Raw genomic sequence first — 18,922 nt, forward strand, 5'->3', positions numbered from 1 at the left:
TAGAATACCCGTTTTGCTTGTCAGGAAATCGGGTTTCGTAAGAATCATCCCATGCAAATTATACAGAGGAAATGGAAAATTCCTCACGCGGCCAGAAAACCTCTCGTATTTTTTTTAGTCTTTTTATTTTTATCGGTACAATTTCGATTTTTATTTTCGGATCAAGTACCCGATTCCGTATCCTTACAAAATCAATATCTAATCGCTCAAGAGTATCAGGTTTTATTTAAGAATTTTCTTTCTTCTGGATACGATCGTTCTTTACAAGGTGGTAGTCCCACATTTTACTTTCAAGCCCCCTTTTTCTTTTTCCTGATCTCCTTTCTTCACACATTTATTTTATTTTTTCTTCCCTTTGGAGTTTCTTTTAATTTAGGAATTTTGCTCGGACTGTTTTTATTTTCATATGCGTTTTTGAAATTAGGATTTTTATTTCTTACGGAAACAAACCTCAGTCCTGGAAATACTTTGCTTACTATAACAGGACTTATGTTTTATTTTTTATATCCTGGAGACCGTGTTGTAGGTGCGGGAATTGTAGGCGTTTTTCAAAATTCAATTTCGTTTTCGGTAGGGCTTGCTATTTCGTTACTTGCAATTTATTATTTAGAAAAATTCCGTTATACCGGAAAGGTTTCTTCTTTCTTTAAGAATCTGATTGCTGGAACTCTCGTATTTTATACACACTACGAAACTTCTTTGTTTTATTTGATAGCGTTGGGAATATATTTTCTTTTTTACAAAGATGAATTTGAAATTCTTGAGATCTTATTGATTTTTCTATTTCCTCTTTTTTTCGCTTTTCCTATATTATGGAATTATTATGCGTATCTTTCGTTTCAGCAAAATCCTCCAGTTTCTTTTCCGATCAATGGACTTTTATCTCTTTTAGGAGAAGAATTTTCAAATTCAGTTGCAAGACCAGAGAAGATTTTAGACCTACTAAAACAGATTTTGATTGATCAGTATTGGATTCATTTATTGTTTCCAATTTTATTCGTAATCGGAATTCGATTGTTGTTTATCAGAAAACTATTGCCTCCAATTTCTAGATTTCTAATATTTGGAGCCCTATTTTTTTATTGGATGGCTACGGATTCTTCTTTATCTATGATTTTTCCCTGTTTACACGCAAAATGGTATACGGCCTTAAACGTATCTTTGGTTTTTCTGACTCTTTCTTCTCTTGTAACCGCTAGATTCTTTTTAAAAAATCTTCCACCTGGAAAATGGAAATTATGGGGCGGTTTGATCTTATTCATATTAGGATTGTATCGATTTATAGTAACGATTCCGGGACCGGCCACTGGAATAGAAACTTTTACAGAAAATCCTTCTATGGTCTGGAAACAGAAAGAAGAGTGGATCCGTGTTTTTGAAGAAACTTCTTATGGGGCTTTGATTGCATCCGAAGAGATATTAGAAGAAAAAGATTCTCGTTGGGCTTCTGTATTAATTCGTCAATCCGTTAGACGAAATATAACTTTGAAGAATCGTTCTGAAAAATCGTTTCCTTCTTCGATTGAAGAAATTGTTGAATTATTTCCGGGACAGGGAACAAGGTCGTTTTTAAACAAAGGAGAGAAACAAATTCATTCTCATCCCGTTTTTGAAAAAGAAAAACTTTCAGAATCATTTTCTAAACTACTTTCCGAAAGAGGGGTTTCTTACGTATTACTTGGTTCTGATTCTTTGAATCAATTGGCGATTGTGTCCCCTCGATTTTTTTCTAAAATTACTCAAAAAGGAAAATGGATTTTATGGAAATTGAATGTTTCCCGGTCCTTTATGGAATTACTTCCTAAAAAACCGATTGCGATTTTAACCGGAAACTTTTCGCTTCAAAAGTTTAAATTAGAATCCAACTTAGATTTAAAGTTTGAACAAAATTTCTTTGTGGTTCCTGTTTCTAAAGAAGAATATAAATCAGATGAAAATTCTTTTTCAGACTTTTGCGAAGTATCTTCTTGTTTCAAAGAAAAGGAAAGTTTTCAAACTAAAACCGGAGCTAAATTAGAGTTAGTTGATTTACCTACAGAAATTCAGCCGATTACTTGGAGCAATTTTGAAATTAAATGGGAAATTCCGAAAGAAAAACAATCAGAGGTTTGTTTTCCTATACTCGTTCATTCCGGTTTTTTCCCTCTTTGGAAGCTTGTATCGGGAGAAAAAGTCTATCGTACTTTGGACGATCAATTTTATTTTTGTTCTAAAGAAAGAAAAAATGAATTCATATTTTATGATATTCGAACATATTTAATTACATTTGTTCAGCTTTTGCTTCCACTTGCTTTTTTGGGGGCTACATTTTTAACACGCAGGAAAATATCTAATTGACGTTCTTTACAAAAGATTTACGAAAAACTCCATTTAGAAAAAGACAGACCCTTTCTAATTCTATTTTGATAGGGTTTTCAGCGGCGATACTTTTGATTCTGTTTTTAGGAAATTCAGAAACTCCGATTGTAAAAATTATACTTTCCGCTTTGGAAGGAGGTTTGATCGGAGGATTTTGTGATTGGTTTGCCGTATGGAAAACTTATAAAGCGATCGAAGAAGATGGCTCTAAACTTTCCGTTGAAATTGGAAATTGGGTGGCTAACGACCTTTTACACCACGAAGTGATCCGCTCCAGAATTAGAATGGTATTAGAGGATCCTTATACTCGAAATGAGGTTCATGAAGTTTTACTAGAAACTTTCGGAAACGAGGAAAAAACAAAAGAGGTATTAAACGGACTTTTTTCCAAGGTGGAGGAAGAAATTGTTCAATACTTGGTTCATTATCAATTTTCTGGAACAGATGTCGCGTTATTAAAAGAATTAAATCGACAAAAAGAAATTATGGATACGATTAAACTTTTGATCGGGGAATCTATGATAAAAGTCGCAGATACAGAAGAGTTTAAATCTCTGCTTCAGGAAATATTAGGAAAAATGAATTTAGTGGCCCAGGTAGTGTTAAACCTAGTAGTGGACTTTCCAAAAAAATTAAAGGAATATGGAAATCACGTAAAACAAGGTTTGGAGATAGAATCGAAGGACGAAAAAACGATTGAAAAGTTGGTCAATCTTATGGCTGCTTCTTCAGAAACTTACATATCTTCTTGGAACGAATTACATTTGGATCAAAGAGAAAAAGCGGTTCGATCTTTGATGGGGTTTTTAAAAGATCAGTCTAGTAGACTTTTAGCGGCACTCATTCAGACTCATCTTAAAGAAATTGGAGAAGTGAAAACTTTACAGGAATACGCGCCTCTCCGTTCCGTATTGGAGTTTGTAGAAAAGCGTATAGACGAAAACGTTTCCGGCTATATAGGAAGACAAATTACGGTTAGACTTCAAAGTCTGGAGCCTAAGGATCTTAGAAAAAATTTAGAATGGAAAACTAGAAACGTTCTAGAAACGATCCGAATCAACGGAAGTATATTAGGATTTTTTTTAGGATGTATCACCGGACTTATCAGATTCTTTTTTTAAGAGTTGAAATTCTGATTTTTATATTTACTATTTTTTGGGAAAGTTACGTATTAAAAGTTAACCGAAGTGTTAAAAGAGCTGGATCTGCCAGTTAGGAGCTAAGTTAATAAAAGAGTATAGGACCTTGTTTTTACTTTATTTATTACTTTGAATAAAACGATTTTGAATATTTAAAAATAAAGTATTTCTGGTTTATAGCTTTTCTTGAATATAATATTAAGATCGGATGTATTTCTCCCATCATTAAAACGTATTTTTTTATTAGATCAATCTAATCTGTTGAGCGTTAAATGAAACAAAATTTTTTCTCTATTTTATGTTGAGTCGATTTAACCGATTAACAAAGTTTAAATAAAAAGTTTCAGGATTAAAATGTTTAAGAGAATCTAGTTTTAAAGTAAAAATACAAAAAGTTTTGTCTTATTTAAAATAAGGGTTTTACTATCTTGGAATTATAAATGAATTTTTTAATAGAGTAATTTAGAAAGGATCTTTTTCAGGAAATATGATTTTCGAAAAATTCAAACGTATTTACGCACAAGAACCTTTTATCTTAAGGGTAAGGGCTTTATATTTGCTTCTTTTTAATATAGTAGTTTTTATGTTTGCGAGTTTAGCGTTTACGTTTTTTTTCAATGAGAAAGAGCCTACTTACCGACCTAGTTATATACTCTTTATAATTGCTTCTTTTTTAGCGATATTTTTGCTTTGGATAGGACAATTTAAAAAAGCTTTATTTCTAACCTTATTTTCCGTGGCAACTGGGCTTGCATGGGTCTTACTTTTTGGAAATCCGATTGGAAATGCTTTATGGAGCCTTTCTATTTTAGTGATCTTATTTTTATTATTTACTGATATTCGAACTACTCTTTATATTTCTTTATTTTCGTTTATACTGATTCTATTGTTTTTTTACAGACTCAACTCGATGAATAAGTTAAATAGTATTTTCGCGGTAGATTCTATTATAGGTTTTATTCTTTTTACGCTCCTTGCTTTTTTAACTGTAAATATTTTAAATTCTTATATTAAAGAAAAAAATGAACTAATCAAAGAAATTCATCATAGAGTTAGGAATAATCTCCAAGTGTTAAGTGGTCTTGCTATTCTTCACAATAAAGACGGCGCTGATTTACAAAGGGTGTTATTCGAATTTCAGAATCGGATTCTTGCAATATCGGAAGTGCATAACTATTTGTATAAATCTGACAATTATCATAGTATAGAATTCTCGAACGTAATAGAAAATATTATAGAGAATCTAAAAAATAAACATAAAGATTCTAAAATAACCATTCTAAATTATTCCGAAAAAGTAAATTTGCCTATCGAAATTGCGATACCTTGCGCGCTGATTTTCAATGAACTTCTGAATAATTCACTAACTCATGCGTTTAAAGAATCTAAGGATCCAAATATAGAAATTTATTTTTCTAAAAATGTTTCCCTCTATAAACTAACCGTCAAGGATAATGGAGTAGGAATGGCAATTCCTACGAGTTGGAAAAATTCGAACACGATAGGTTTTACTTTAATTCATATACTTTCTAGACAGATACATGCGAATTTCGAAATTTTTAACGATCAAGGTTTAGTTGCCGTTTTAGAATTTTGATTGATGTTTATAGATTTTTCAAAAATATTATGGATCGAAATAGGATATTTCTTTTTTCGAAGGTTAAAATATATCGGTTCAAATAAATTTTGAAAAATAATTTCTACCTATGTAAGGTGGTGTAAATTTTAAAACAAATCTATTGTTTAACGCAAAATTCTAGGCATGTAAGTGTTCATAATTTAGCAAGGACTTCAATAGAAATAAATCAAGTTAAAAGACACTCTATCAATCTCGAAATTAATTTTTCGATTTTTTTGTAAATTACAGTCGAATGATTCGTATAATTCAAAATAAAATCAGTAAGATGATTATTGTTACGAAATGCCATACGAGATTCTTCTTTGCTATTAAAGTATAAAAATCCTGTATTCCCTCGTTTGAAATTCGATATAATAGGGTTTACAATCATATTGGTTCTTTGAATGGCGAAACTTATGTTTCTTTTGAAAAATATAATTTTAAAAAGATTTCAACGTATTTACTCGCAAGAACCTTTTATTTTAAGAATAAGGGCTTTATATTTATTTGTTTTTAATGTTGTAACTTTTGTCCTTCCAGGAATCACTTTTTGTTTTTTTTTCAATGAAGTAACTTATCGTCCTAGTTTTATAATGCTCATATCTTTTTCGTTTTTATCGATGTTACTAGTTTGGTATGGACAATATAAAAAAGCATTAACTCTCACTTTGTTTACGGTAGTTGTAGGAATTACTTTAGGGTTGTTTTTTGGCGACCCGGAAGGAAATGCATTGTACAGTTTTCCGATTCTTGTTATTATATTTCTACTCTTTACGACTATTCGAATTACTATTTATATTTCTATTTATTCTTTTTTATTAATATTCTATTTTTTAAATATACTTTCTCAGAGGGGAATGTTAAAAACAAGTTTTGCCGTAGATTCTGTTTTAGGTTTTTTCTTTTTTACAAGTATTGCTCTTTTGACTGTCAATCTTTTGAATTCTTACATTAAAGAAAAAGACGAATTGATTAAAGAAATTCATCATAGAGTTAGGAATAATCTGCAAGTACTGAGTGGACTTGCAGATCTCCATAGAAATGACATGTCGGATTCACAAAAGGTATTATTTGAATTTCAGAATCGGATTCTTGCGATGTCGGAAGTGCATAATTATATGTATAAATCTGACAACTATCATAGTATAGAGTTTTCTAATGTAATTGAGAAAATTATAGAGAATCTTAAAAGCAAACATAAGAATTTGAATGTAACTATTTTAAATTACGTCGAAAAAGTTGATCTGCCAATTGAAACTGCAATTCCTTGTGCAATGATTTTTAACGAACTTTTAAATAACTCGCTTACACACGCTTTCAAAGAATCTAAAAATCCAAATATAGAAATTAATTTTTCTAAAAACGGTGAAAATTATAAATTAACTCTTAAAGATAACGGAGTGGGAATGTTTGCTCCAATCGATTTGCAAAAGTCTAAAACGACCGGTTTTACTTTGGTTCATATACTTTCCAAACAAATCAGAGCAAAGTTTAAAATTTTCAATGATCAAGGTTTAGTCGCCGTTTTAGAATTTTGATTCGATTTTTTTATATTCAATTAAAAAAATAAAGATTTATATTTTTATAATATTTTTTTGAAAATTTAATTTTTTATCAGCTTGTATTTCATGGAAACCGTCGATTGAAGCAGTTTTGTTGAGCGCCACTATGGAAATTTTCAACAATTTTAATTAATAAAAAGCCATCTCAAAAAAACTATTTTTAATTAAAACTTTAGACGGATATATGACTGGTTTTGACAGGGGTTGTAATTTGCTGGTTTGAAAATCATATTCAATATTGATTGAATATGATTTTGAAAATAATTTTTATTTTACCTTATATATATTTTTTAAATTTTGAAATATATATCAATTTTATAGAAGGTTATTTTATGAAGGAACAAACGATTCGTTTGAGAAATGCGTTTTTGATAGGAGTTATAGTTGCGATTTTAGAAAGTTTGCTGGTTTTTTTGGCGGATCCAACTGCTTCGATTTGGATTTTGATTCAAGGAATGTTGTTTTGGTTTTCTTGCGGATTTGTAGCAACTTTAATAGAAATTGGATTTTCAAAAATGTTCAGCTCTATCGTGCTCACGGAATTGTTAAATTTACCTTGGTATATAGCACTTGTAGTAATTCCGAAACAGTATTCACATTTAATTCCTCTTATAGTAGCAAGTTTGATTTTTGGTGGAATTATAGGTTTTCTGAATCGAATTTTAAAAACCCCAGTTCTTAAACTCGGTTAATAAATTAATGTGAATTAACGCGAAAGGGAATAGTGCGAGTTTCAAAGTCTCGCCTTCTTGAATGCCGATCTTTAGAGAGGCATTCGCTAGTTTCTCGGGGTGTTACTCTGTAGGGCGTTTGACAGAGTGCGTTCTATTAAATCTAAAGAAGATTGTTGTATTATATTCCTATATACAATTTATTGATCAGACCTGAAAGTCCGGTCCGGTTGTCTGTGATAACTGGATTCGCCGAAATTTTCTTACGTCTAACTCGTAGTAAATTAGAAATGATGAATGTTCTAATGAAAGTTAGGAGGATATTTGAGTGTGTATTTTTCGTGTAGTAAATTTTAAAAAATCTGCTTACTGTTTCTACTGAACTTTAAATTCAAAGTATTGATTTGTTTGAAAGGTTCTTGTATTTTGTTAAGTTAAAAATCGGATCAATCTTTGGAATTGTGGGAAACTCTTACAAATCCTAAAAATCCGTCTCAAAAACTTAGAATAAAATCACTTTTGAATTTTTAGGTAAAATGTGGTAGTTCCCACAAAAACCATGATTTACGGATTTTTAGCATTCTTTGTGTTATTAAAATTTCTATGTGAGTTTCTACATTTTTATAAAACCCAAAACGTCTCGCTTCTTGAACTTAAACTAACGTTATTGCTGATTGTGTTTTAGATCGTTCGGAAAACCCCAGTGTAACAGTTTTTAAAACAAGTTATGGTCAAAACAAGCGGCGATAGAAACAAAATAGAAAGAAATTTTTAAAGATCTTTTTTGAAAAGAATCGAAAAACTAGATTCAAAAAATCACTTTTTACTTAAAAGAAAAAAGGTTTTCATTGGGCCTTTACCTTTCACCGGAATTACACCTCTTTCTTCAAATAAAAATAAGTCTTTAAGAGATTCATAAACTGCTTCTGAACAATGAATTCTGCCGGGTTCCCCGTGTGATTCCATTCTAGAGGCGGTGTTGACTGAATCTCCCCAAAGATCATAAACGAATTTATTCTTACCGATTACACCGGCTACTACGTCGCCCGTATGAATACCGATTCGAATGTCAAATTCGTATTTCCAGGATTTCTGAAGATCTTTAAGCCCCTGAATCATATCGATTCCGGCTAACGCTATTTTTTCTACGTGGTCTTCGGTTGCGATTGGAATCCCGCCCGCCATCATATAACAGTCTCCAATGGTTTTAATTTTTTCGAGCTGATATTTACTGGCAATGTCATCGAAACAGGTGAAAATCTGATTTAAAATTTCTACAAGTTGATTGGGAGTAGGAATTTGAGTAGCAAGTTTGGAAAAACCTACAATGTCTGCGAACAAAACGGTCGATTTCTTAATATAATCCGCGATTACAACTTCTCCCGCTTTTAATCTTTCCGCAGTAGATTTAGGAAGGATGTTGAGTAAAAGACTTTCCGATTTTTGTCTTTCTTTTTCCAAGCCTTTGTTTAGAATATTAATCTTTTCTAAAGAATCTTTAAGCTCTCTGTTTCTTTTGGAGAGATTTTTATACGCGTCAGCGTTATCTACCCCTATGGCTACGTAGTTGGCTAAAGTTCTAAGAATGTTAAGTTTGTTTTCATTAAATTCATTTTTGTTAAAACTATGAATAGTCAAGATTCCGATAAACCTTTCCTCTACTTTCAAAGGAAGGTAAACCACCGAACTCGTTTTTTCACCGAAATGTTTCTGGATGACGGAAACATATCCCGGAAAATCTTTTTCGAGATCGTTTGTGATCAGCTCTTGATTATTATGATAACAAAAAGAAGAAGGATTGTCCTCGGTAAGAGAATCCACAGTAGGAGCGGGTGTATAACGACCTTCGATCAAACTAAACTTATATTTGATTTCGTTTTTTCCTTCTTCTATGATACCGAACGCTAAAACGTCCATAGAAAGCATTGATTTAGTATTTTCGTAAACGGAAGTCAAAATGATTTTAGGTTCCAGGCTGGCTGTTATCATCTGACCTATTTCACTCAACTGTTTTAGGTTTTGATAGGAAGAGACAAGTCTTTGATTGGAATCCTGAAGTTCCGTTTGGGTTTTGATCAAACGGTTTTGGGTGGAATCTCCGATCTTCATAAGTTTAGAAGACTGTTTTAGAAGGGATTCGTATGCTTCTCCTATTTTTCTCAGTTCTTCTATAAGATTTTCCTTATTTAGGGAATCATTATTATCTAGGATTTCGTTGACTTCTTTTAATAATTGAAATTCATTTTCAAAAAAGGAATTGAAGTCTTTTTGTTCCATGTAATTTTTTAAAGATACGTTATATTACTTATAGGACTTAAGTTCGAATGGGAGAGAAAGATCGGATGAAAATTCTTCTCCAGTTTCTTGCATATCGTCGTCGTCCTCTTTATATAACCAGAGTACTTTTACCTTACCGTTTTGATCGTGGTATTTCTGAAGAGAATCCAGAATATCCATGATAACCTTAGACGAACTTGTATTGAAATAATCCAGTTGAAATTTGACCTGAATTTTGGATTTAGAATTCATTGTAGCATTTAGCCAATCGAAAACGGGTTTATAGAATGCGATCGCATTTTCAGGATAAGATTCTCCTATAATTTCAACAAAACCTTGTTCTGTATCTAAGATGACTTCCGGAGAAGTTTTTGTTTGTTGTATGTGTAATGATTCCATTCTTAATTTTCCTTTGTAAAATATGCAGAAAGCGTGAAGAACGAATGTTTATCGTCTATCGGGGATATATCGAAAGAAAGAGGTCCGTCCGATTTTCTCGCGATGTCTATCAAACCCACTCCCGCACCCTTGCTATCCTCAGGTCTATTTGAACGTAACTGTTTTTGGTAATAAGTTTTTAACTCATCCCTAGACATAGAATTGATCTTCTCGCATTTCATTTTTAACGATTCTATTTTTTCGTTTAGTACAAGATTTCCCGCAGAAACGTTATAGCCAACCGATTTTTCGTCGACCATAATGATACCTACTCCGCTTTCTCTTCCGTCTTCGAGAGATTTTCTTTCCGCCGAATAGTGTAACATATTTTGGGCGAGTTCAATAAAAACCGCGAAAATTTTTTTAATTTTAGATTCAGTACTTAAGGAAGTTCGAATCATAGAACCGAACTCCGTTAGTACCTCTTGTGATAGACGACCTTTAAAGGAAACAATGAATTGATAATCGTAGGTGTCTCTATATTGTTTGAACAGATCTAGGGACTTGTTTTCCATCATTTCGTTTTATCATACTCCTATATTTTTGTTCGTCTGGTCAGACTCTAAATCCGATTAAAGTTATATCGTCTCTTTGAGTTTCTCCCGCTTGATATTCATCCAAAAAGGCCGCTAGTTGATTCTTTTGTTCGTATGCTGGCAAAGAGATAACGTTTTGCAAACGAGCGATTAATCCTTTACTCGTGATTCTTTGTCTTTGTGGATTTGGTTGATCCATAAATCCGTCTGTTGTAAGGTAAAACATGGCGGATTGCCCTTTTTCCAATTTCACTTCGTGCGTAGAATACGTTCTTGAAACTTCTTTTTGTCTTCCACCGATAGAGTGTTTATCTCCTTTGATCTCTTCGATATGATTATTCTTTGAGAAATAGAGGGGCCTTTTAGCTCCTGCAAATAATACTTTGTCTTCGTCAATTCGGCAAAAACAAATATCCATTCCATCTGATGAGTTGGCTCCTAAAGTATCTTGTTTTAAGGCTTGGCGAACATTTCTATTTAAATGTTCTAAAACCTTTCCTGGATCTTTGATCCCTGCTTCGTTTACGATTTGGTTAAGCAAAGTATTTCCGATCATTGACATTAACGCACCTGGAACTCCGTGTCCAGTACAATCGACTGCAGCAAGAAAAATAGATCCTTCTTTTTTACTGAACCAATAGAAGTCACCCGAAACGATGTCTTTGGGTCTAAATAGAACGAACTGATCTTTTAAATTTTTTGCAAGAATATCGTCTGACGGAAGGATTGCCTGTTGAATATTTAAAGAATACGTAATACTATCTGTAATACGTTGGTTTTTAAGTTCAAGATCTGCGTTAGCTTGAGCCAATTCTCTGGTTCTTTCTCTAACTTTCTCTTCCATGTTCGAATAGAGTAACGCGTTGTCTATGGAGATCGCGGCTTGAGACGAAAGAATGTTCATGATCTGAAGACGATCCGAAGTAAACGCACCTTCCGAAAGGTTGTTTTCTAAATAAAGAATTCCTGAAATCTCTCCTTGTTTGATAACTGGAGTACATAGGATTGATTTCGTTTTAAAATTTTTGATATATTCATCTTTATTAAACTTCTCGTCTTGGCTTGCGTTTCTTAAAACCAGATTTTCTTTGGTTCTTTCCACGTAGTAGATGAGAGAAATTGGAAGATTTTTACTACTTCCAAGAGGAATTAGGAATTCCAGTTAATATTTCTACGTCGTCTTTGGAAATAGAACCTTCGGCTTCTACGTATAGTTTGCCTTCTTTTTTAAGAATGAGAACACCTCTTTGAGCTCCTGCATTTTCAATTACGATTTTCATCAATTTGTCCAAAAGATTTTCGAGTTTAATTTCTCCCGAAATCGCCGTGGAACTTTTTAAAACCGATTGAAGATCCAGAGTTTGACCCGAATAAATTTCGGTCGCTGTAGAAGTTGTGCTGGAAATCGTTCTATGAGTTCGCAACAAACCGGTACCTCTTTCTCGGATAAATTCTGGATACTTGGACTTGAGCATACTTTGTTTTAGATTGGCTCCCCAAAGACCGTAACGGTGGTAGGCTTCGTTGATAAATTCTCCCGCGATTTTTACACTTCCTTTAGAAAGCCAGAATAGAGCTGCGTTTTCGCAAGCCAGAGCTTCGTCGTTTTGAAATTCATTTTTTCTAGCTTCTCGGATTGTGGCTTCGTAGGTTCTTGCTGCTTTCCAGTTTTTATATTCTAATCTTGCTAGTTCCGCTTCTACAAGAAGGTATTTATGATAAAAGTTTTCGGGACAACTTTCCGCTAAGACGAGTAGTTGTTTCTGATTCTCTTGAATCTTTTTAACCAATTCCTTTTTACGATCTGGAGAAACTTTTTTATAGTTTGCGGCCAAGGCCAAAGAATACAAAAAGTTATATTCGAAAGGACCATACTGACCTCCTAAATACAGAATCATACCGTTGGTTTCTTCGGCTTCTTGAAGCGCTAGTTGGTATTCTCCATACATCAAAAGAGAACGAACCTTCATCACTTTAAAGGTGCAGATAGGAGCCAAACTTTGATGATCGTTGCATAGATCGATGTATTCTTTTTCCAGATATTCCGTAGAAGAAAAATCAAGATGACTTCCAGTTTCTCCTCTTAGGTTGGAAAGTATGAGTGTGGTTCCGAGGATTGTATCAATCGCAAGATTGTTCTTCACTTTTCTGACAAACTTAAGTAGCTCGTTGATTTTAGGTTTTAGAATTTCTAGATTTTTTCCTTGAAATAAAACGTTAGAAGCGTCATTCATCGCGGCATAACTGCCGTGTAAAAATTCTCCGGAATCTAAAGCGGATTGAACACATTTGATATTGATTTCTTCCGAAAACTTTAGGTGTTTAACAAAAGAAGAAGAATAGTTGGCAAGAATATTTGCCGCCTTAGTATATCCTCCTGAGTTTATATATTTCTCACTGAGTTTAACCGCAAGTTCGCAAAAATCATAGGCTCCTTTGTAGTCGCCTTGGCCCACTAAAACCATACCGTAACAGGAATAACCGTAAGAGTCGGAAAGGTTTCCGAATTTCAAAAGAAGGTTTGCCATCTTCAAACAGATTACCGGAAAAAGTGCAGGTTCTTTATTGTAAGCCATAGGAATTGCACTGATCAAAAGATTGACCGCCCAAATATGGCTCGGTTCTGTCATCGTAGGAGCGTCTAACAGAGATGTTATGCTTCTATTTTTAAGATTTTTTTTGGCTTCTTCGAGTTCTTTTTTGACCACTTTGTCAAAACCGGAAGTTGGAAGTTCTATACCCAGAGGTTTTAACGCTTTGATTACTGTTGGCATCGCTAGGTCGTATTTACCTTGTGCGGAATATTCAATCATTAGCAAGTTATACGCTTCTGCTTGTTCCACTGGAGTTTTTGCCTGTTTTAGAATATTCTGAATTGTTTCCTGAGATTCTTCAAAGTCTCCATTGAGATACAAAACTTCCGCGAGTTCTTTATGAACCGCATACGAAAGATTGTATTCTTGGTTCCAACAGTCTTTTTCGGATTTACAAAGAGAGGAAAGAAGTTCTTTTGCTTGAACACAATACAGTTTGGAAGGTTTATAAGCCGCAGAGAGTTTTGCTTTTTGCGCGGCCTGAAGATTTAACTGAAGTAGTTTTCTTTTTTCAGAATTTTCGGTGATAAGACTGGAACCGGTATTCAGATGGTTTACTACGTCGAAGATAGAATCTTCCAAAGTTTTTTCGTTGAGGCTTTCAAGAAGAATCCTACCGATTTGAAGACGTAAGGATTGTTTTTGGTCATCGTTTAAAAGTTCGTAACTGGCTTGTTGAACTCTATCGTGTTGAAAACGAAATTGAATGGACTTAGCGATTTGAAAATTCTTATCTTGATTTTTTTCAATTTCAACCATGGAATCTACGAGACGATAATTGTCTCCTATGGGAACAATCAATTCCTCTTGCATGGTTTCCATAAGTGCTTCTGCGGTTTCTTTTAAAGTGGAGCCTAAAATTTTGGCTTGGATCGCAAGATCAAAATTACTTCCAATACAAGAAGCGAGTTTTAGGGTTTCTTGGGTTCTAGAAGGAAGTTTTTTGATCCTATTGACAAGTAACTCCACCACGTTATCCGAAATATTTGTGTTTTTAATTTTTTCCAAATTCCAGACCCATTTTCCTGAGTCTGTGGGACTTCCTTTTTGATAAGAGATGATTTCTTCCTTAGAAAGTTGTTTTAATAATTCATTGATGAAAAAAGGATTTCCTCTCGTTTTAGAATAGACTATCTCCGCAAAACTAAGAGTTTCTTCGGTAGGTCTGCGTAAACTGTCCGATAAAAGTTCGTTTACGTTTTCTAAACTTAAAGGTTTTAGAAGAATCTTATCTAGACGAAATCCTTCTTTTTCCAAACCACTAATCAGAGTCGAAAAGGGATGTGTGGAATCTACTTCGTTGTCTCTATATGCAAGTATTAAAAAAATATAATTTACGGAAGCGTCTTCGATCAGATTTTTGACTAGTTCAAGGGAGGGAGTATCCGCCCATTGTAAATCGTCTAAAAAGATGGCAAGAGGATGATCCTGGTTTGCAAAGATCTTTATAAAATTCTGAAATACTAAATAAAAGCGGTTTGCGTTTTCTTGGGGGCCCAACTCGGTAACGGGAGGTTGTTCTCCTATGATAAACTCAAGTTCTGGTAAAACGTCTGTAATCACTTTACCGTTTGTACCTAGAGTGTCTTTGATTTTGTTTTTCCATTCTTCGATTCTTTCTGGAGATTCCGTAAGAATTTGTTCAATCAAATTGGAAAAAACCTGGATGATTGCACTGAAAGGAACATTACGATTATATTGATCAAATTTTCCAGAAATAGAATATCCTTTCGATTCCGTAAGAGGTTTATTGATTTCTTTGACAAGAGAGGACTTACCAACTCCAGAGTAACCTGCGATCAAAACGATGCTAGGTCTACCGGTTTCTGTCATACGTTTGAATTCGTTTAACAACGCTTCTATGTAATCTTCTCTGCCGTAAAGTTTTTGAGGAATTTTAAATTCGTGAGAATAATCAGTGGAACCAAGAGGAAAGGCGGGAGCGTCTCCCGATTCCAACCATTTGTTTTGAATGATTTCTAAATCGGCTTTTAGTCCTTCGGAAGTTTGGTATCTTTCTTCTGCGGTTTTAGAAAGAAGTTTTAAAACTACATGAGAAAGCGCTTCCGGAATTTCGTTTCGGATTTTACGGGGATCGATCGGGGATTTTGCAAGATGAAAGTGAACTAATTCCAAAAGGTCTTCGCTTTCAAAAGGAAGTTTTCCGGTAAGAAGTTCGTAGAAAGTGATACCTAAAGAATAAAAATCACTTCTATAATCCACGGAACGATTCATTCTACCAGTTTGTTCTGGAGAAACGTAGTGAATGCTACCTTCTAAACGGTTTGGATTGGACCAAGAACTTTCTTCTTTAGAAAGTCGGGTGGAAATTCCAAAGTCTACAATTCTCAAAATATCTTCGTCCGGATTGAATATGATGTTGTCCGGTTTTAAATCTTTATGTATTACTTTTTTATTATGTATTTCTCCAAGTTTTTCCGTAAGGTCGATCGCAATTTTAAAGAAGTCTTTTAGGTTTACCGGTCTTTTTTGGGAAAAATGTTTCAAGGATTGTCCTGGAACGAACTCTAAAATGAGTATAAAACCTTCCGGAATTTTTTCCATTCCAAATGCACGAATCATTTTTTCGGAAGAAAGATGGCTTAGAATTTCATATTCGTTTCTAAGGTTGACTACGGCGGGATGTAATTCGTCTAAAATTGGAATATATTTGACTACAACCTCTGTTTTGTCTTTTGAACGTACGGCTTTGTAAACCTCTGTGGACGAATCCGTATTCATTCTATCTTTAATTTCGTAACCGTCTATTTTCATATATATTGATTTTCTTATATTCGTTCAAAGACGAAATAAGAGTCCTCCCCAGTAAAACCCGCCTCCGACGGCGGGAGTGAGGAATAAGTCTCCTTTTTTAAATTTTCCTTTATAATAATATTCTGATAAAACAATAGGGATGGAAGCCGCCGAAGTGTTACCCACTCTTTCAAAGTTCATTAGAATTTTCTCTTTTGGGAATTGAGTTCTTTTGAGTACGTCCTGTACTACCACGTCGGTTCCGGGATGAGGAACCACCCAGTCTACGTCTTCTATCGTTAGACTATTTTTTTCTAAGAGTCTATCCATGGCTTTGAGTGTAAGATCCGCCGCGTTTGTGACTAGTTCCGGATAACTTTTAACGTAACTATTGGGAGGAGGACCGGTTACAATGATACCTGACAGATCTCCTTCGTCTTGAAGAAAGGAATCTATGATTCCGGAATTCGTGTTTCCGGTATGTTCTAAAAAAACTCCTGCAGCAGCGTCTCCTGCAGTAAATTCTCCGTAACCACCCATTCTGGTTCTGACGGAAAAACGTTCACTTCCAATTACAAGTGCGTTCTTAAATTTACCGGATTCTAAAAAAGCGGAAGCGGTTTGAACCCCATGAACGAATCCTGTACACGCTGTACTTACGTCAAAAGCGAGAGCGTTTGTTGTTCCAGAAAGTTTGGAGGCTTGTGGGGCTAAGTCGGGAAGATAATAACGATCGGTCCAGTTTGCTAAGATGTAAAGATCGACTTCTTCCGGTTTTTTTCCCGCGTCTTTTAATGCCATCTCCGCCACTTTAGAAGCCATAAACATAGGAGTTTCTGAATCATTGGCTCTTCTTCTTTCGTTGACTCCAATGTTGCCTATCACCGCTTTTTCGGCAGGGTGCATTTCTGGAAATTTCAAACGAGAGCGAATTTCTTCGTTAGTGACGATTTTTTCAGGAAGATAGTGACCGAATCCGGTGATTTGGATACCGCTCTGATTTTTTCCGCTCATAAGTGGCCTCTAGTAAATTCGAATATCATTTTATTATGGAAGTCTTGTATATACCATAAATTGTTCTATGTAAATCTTTTCTGGATCTAATTCGCGTAAAACGGTTAGTTCTTCCGCTGTCACGGGAGGTTCGTGTTTGAGAGGAATGTCCTCGTCCGGAGGAAGCCAGGAAGTATAGCGTAACACTGCTTCTTCGGGTTCCATCTCTTCGTCGGAAGGAGGTGAGATCCAATGGGAGAATTCGAATACGTGATCTGAGTTCGGAGTTCTTTGAAACCTTCCGAATTGACAGACTGCTTCCATGACTCTGTCCCCTACTGAGGTAATGTAGTTTACATGTTTTACGAATCTTCCTCGGTTGGCCTTGGCAACTACGATACAATCTGCTACCGCGGCGATGTCGTTGGCTCCTCCCGAACCAACTAAAAATTTTCCTTTGGAAGTTTTAGTGGAGTTGATATTACCGAACCAATCCACTTCTGCGGCTCCTAACACTCCTAAACAATGATCTGGAACTACTGTTCCTAAAATACTTGTAATGTCAGAAAGCATAGTGCAATCTTTTGCATGTAGTTGGCTAAAAAGAAAAACGTCTCCGGTATGTGGTTTCATAGAAAAAAAACCCAGTTCCGTGATGATCTTAACTTCAATCCCTTCTTTTTCTAAAAAACGGGCTGCGGTCCAAGCGGAAATATGAGCGGCACCGATACCGGCTAAAATCGTTTTGTAACCGTTGGATTTAACATATTCTTGAATTGCTCTTGCTGCTAAAATAATCATTTGTTCAGAGTCGTTTACGGTTTTTGGATCTTCTAATTTGGTTATTTTGTTTTCTTTGGGAATCTGTTTTAGTTTTTTAAGACGAGAAATTCCTACACGTTCTAAATATTCTGTGTGACCACCCTTTAAGTTTACAAAATCTGCATACCATTTTTCTGCACGGGAAGGAGCGTTTGCTGCTTCGTTGGCTCCTATCTGAAATTCGTAGTCGTCTAAATAGGTAGAAAGTTCTGCAAAAGCTGGAATTCCAGGGAGGTTATAGACTCTAAGAGATTGAGGATGGGCTCCAAATTCGGCAATGGAAACGGCTTTGACTCGATTTCCTGGAATGGAAACAAGTTCTGGAGGAATGGAACCTTTAGGAACGATTTTTTCCACAGTAGCAACTACACCTTGTTTGGCGGAAAGCGCTCCCCAGTAACCTTCACCACTAGGAGGACAAAGAACCAGATTTCCTTCTTCGTCTCCAACCACAGCGTGTAAAAGTGTAAGGTCCGGGTTTAAGGGAAGAATATAAACTAGATCTACTCCTTTTTTACCTTTATAATTTGGAGAATGGGAACCGTTGATACCTTGGTATTTTGGGTCTGGAAGTAAAAAAGCCGTTTTGCCTAACTTATCTAAAATTAGATCGCTACCTAAAAGAGAGTTTGTGATAAAACCTGGAAGACGCATTGCCCCGGCCATCAATCTTTGAACGATACTAAGGAGAGACCAAAGTTCCAGCTCGAACGGTTTCCCTTCTAATAAATTAGAATATAATGAATTAGGAGCGGGTTTAGGATAATTGTCTCCCGCAAAACCGGTGATCATTTTTTTTACTACTTTAGAGATTGTAAGAGCGTGCGCGCTGGAATGAATTCCGGCCATACTAATTACAAATTCCGGATTTGAATATTGGAAACAACGAGCAAGAGAATAGATGAGAGCATTTGGCCTGGACATGGTTGCGGAAAGGTGCAGATACATTTTAGGTTGCACCGTTTCACGGATCATCTCGTCAGGATTTTGAAAGATCTTCGCGTTTTTTTCCAATGAATTCTATACTTCCCAATCAGTGTGAAGATGATTAGTTTAAAATTTCCGATTAGGAGCGAACCTCCCGTTAACTTCGCCTAAAAAGAAAAAAATAATATTGTATTACAAAAAAAGATATTCTTTTGTAAATCTTGAATACTTTA

General features: G+C 34.8%; 10 protein-coding genes and 1 pseudogene. 5 read left to right on the forward strand and 6 right to left on the reverse strand.

The features are described 5' to 3' along the window. Window positions 1-51 precede the first annotated feature (51 nt). The 5 genes from LEP1GSC059_RS17465 (at window position 52) to LEP1GSC059_RS17490 (ending at window position 7,369) form a co-directional block, all read left to right on the forward strand. Window positions 52-2,337 carry a hypothetical protein gene (locus LEP1GSC059_RS17465; RefSeq protein ID WP_020981243.1) on the forward strand — a complete coding sequence of 762 codons (2,286 nt, stop codon included), beginning with the start codon at window positions 52-54 and terminating at the stop codon, window positions 2,335-2,337. After that, a complete protein-coding gene (locus LEP1GSC059_RS17470; protein ID WP_002178740.1) occupies window positions 2,334-3,479 on the forward strand; it encodes a DUF445 family protein in 1,146 nt (381 codons plus the stop codon). Before LEP1GSC059_RS17465 ends, LEP1GSC059_RS17470 begins: the two co-directional genes overlap by 4 nt. A gap of 505 nt (window positions 3,480-3,984) precedes the next feature. Beyond that, entirely contained in the window at window positions 3,985-5,094 is a 1,110-nt protein-coding gene (locus tag LEP1GSC059_RS17475) for a sensor histidine kinase (RefSeq protein ID WP_002178483.1), read from the forward strand. 437 nt (window positions 5,095-5,531) lie between these two features. Then, the gene (locus LEP1GSC059_RS17485; protein ID WP_020981319.1) at window positions 5,532-6,653 is read left to right on the forward strand and encodes a sensor histidine kinase; all 1,122 of its coding nucleotides are present in this window, start codon (window positions 5,532-5,534) and stop codon (window positions 6,651-6,653) included. Between the two features lie 356 nt (window positions 6,654-7,009). Then, window positions 7,010-7,369: a hypothetical protein gene (locus LEP1GSC059_RS17490; RefSeq protein ID WP_036057951.1), complete on the forward strand. Its 360-nt coding sequence runs from the start codon at window positions 7,010-7,012 to the stop codon at window positions 7,367-7,369. 795 nt (window positions 7,370-8,164) lie between these two features. On the opposite strand, the gene LEP1GSC059_RS17495 is transcribed toward LEP1GSC059_RS17490, so the two are convergent. From LEP1GSC059_RS17495 to LEP1GSC059_RS17520, 6 genes and pseudogenes are all read right to left on the reverse strand, one after another. Continuing rightward, a complete protein-coding gene (locus LEP1GSC059_RS17495) occupies window positions 8,165-9,625 on the reverse strand; it encodes an adenylate/guanylate cyclase domain-containing protein (RefSeq protein ID WP_002178764.1) in 1,461 nt (486 codons plus the stop codon). 24 nt (window positions 9,626-9,649) lie between these two features. Continuing rightward, window positions 9,650-10,024, reverse strand: a complete 375-nt coding sequence (locus LEP1GSC059_RS17500) for a DUF1987 domain-containing protein (protein WP_002178665.1) — start codon at window positions 10,022-10,024, stop codon at window positions 9,650-9,652. Window positions 10,025-10,026: 2 nt separating this feature from the next. Further along, window positions 10,027-10,581 carry a SiaB family protein kinase gene (locus LEP1GSC059_RS17505; RefSeq protein WP_016559049.1) on the reverse strand — a complete coding sequence of 185 codons (555 nt, stop codon included), beginning with the start codon at window positions 10,579-10,581 and terminating at the stop codon, window positions 10,027-10,029. Between the two features lie 37 nt (window positions 10,582-10,618). Beyond that, window positions 10,619-15,968, reverse strand: a pseudogene (locus LEP1GSC059_RS17510) (AAA family ATPase). A 24-nt stretch (window positions 15,969-15,992) separates the two neighbouring features. Beyond that, on the reverse strand, window positions 15,993-16,961 hold the full coding sequence (locus LEP1GSC059_RS17515; protein ID WP_002178646.1) for a ketoacyl-ACP synthase III: 969 nt from the start codon (window positions 16,959-16,961) through the stop codon (window positions 15,993-15,995). 33 nt (window positions 16,962-16,994) lie between these two features. Continuing rightward, the gene (locus tag LEP1GSC059_RS17520; RefSeq protein WP_002178525.1) at window positions 16,995-18,776 is read right to left on the reverse strand and encodes a CoA-transferase; all 1,782 of its coding nucleotides are present in this window, start codon (window positions 18,774-18,776) and stop codon (window positions 16,995-16,997) included. Window positions 18,777-18,922: the final 146 nt, after the last annotated feature.

Source organism: Leptospira noguchii serovar Panama str. CZ214 (genome assembly GCF_000306255.2).
Classification (GTDB): domain Bacteria; phylum Spirochaetota; class Leptospiria; order Leptospirales; family Leptospiraceae; genus Leptospira; species Leptospira noguchii.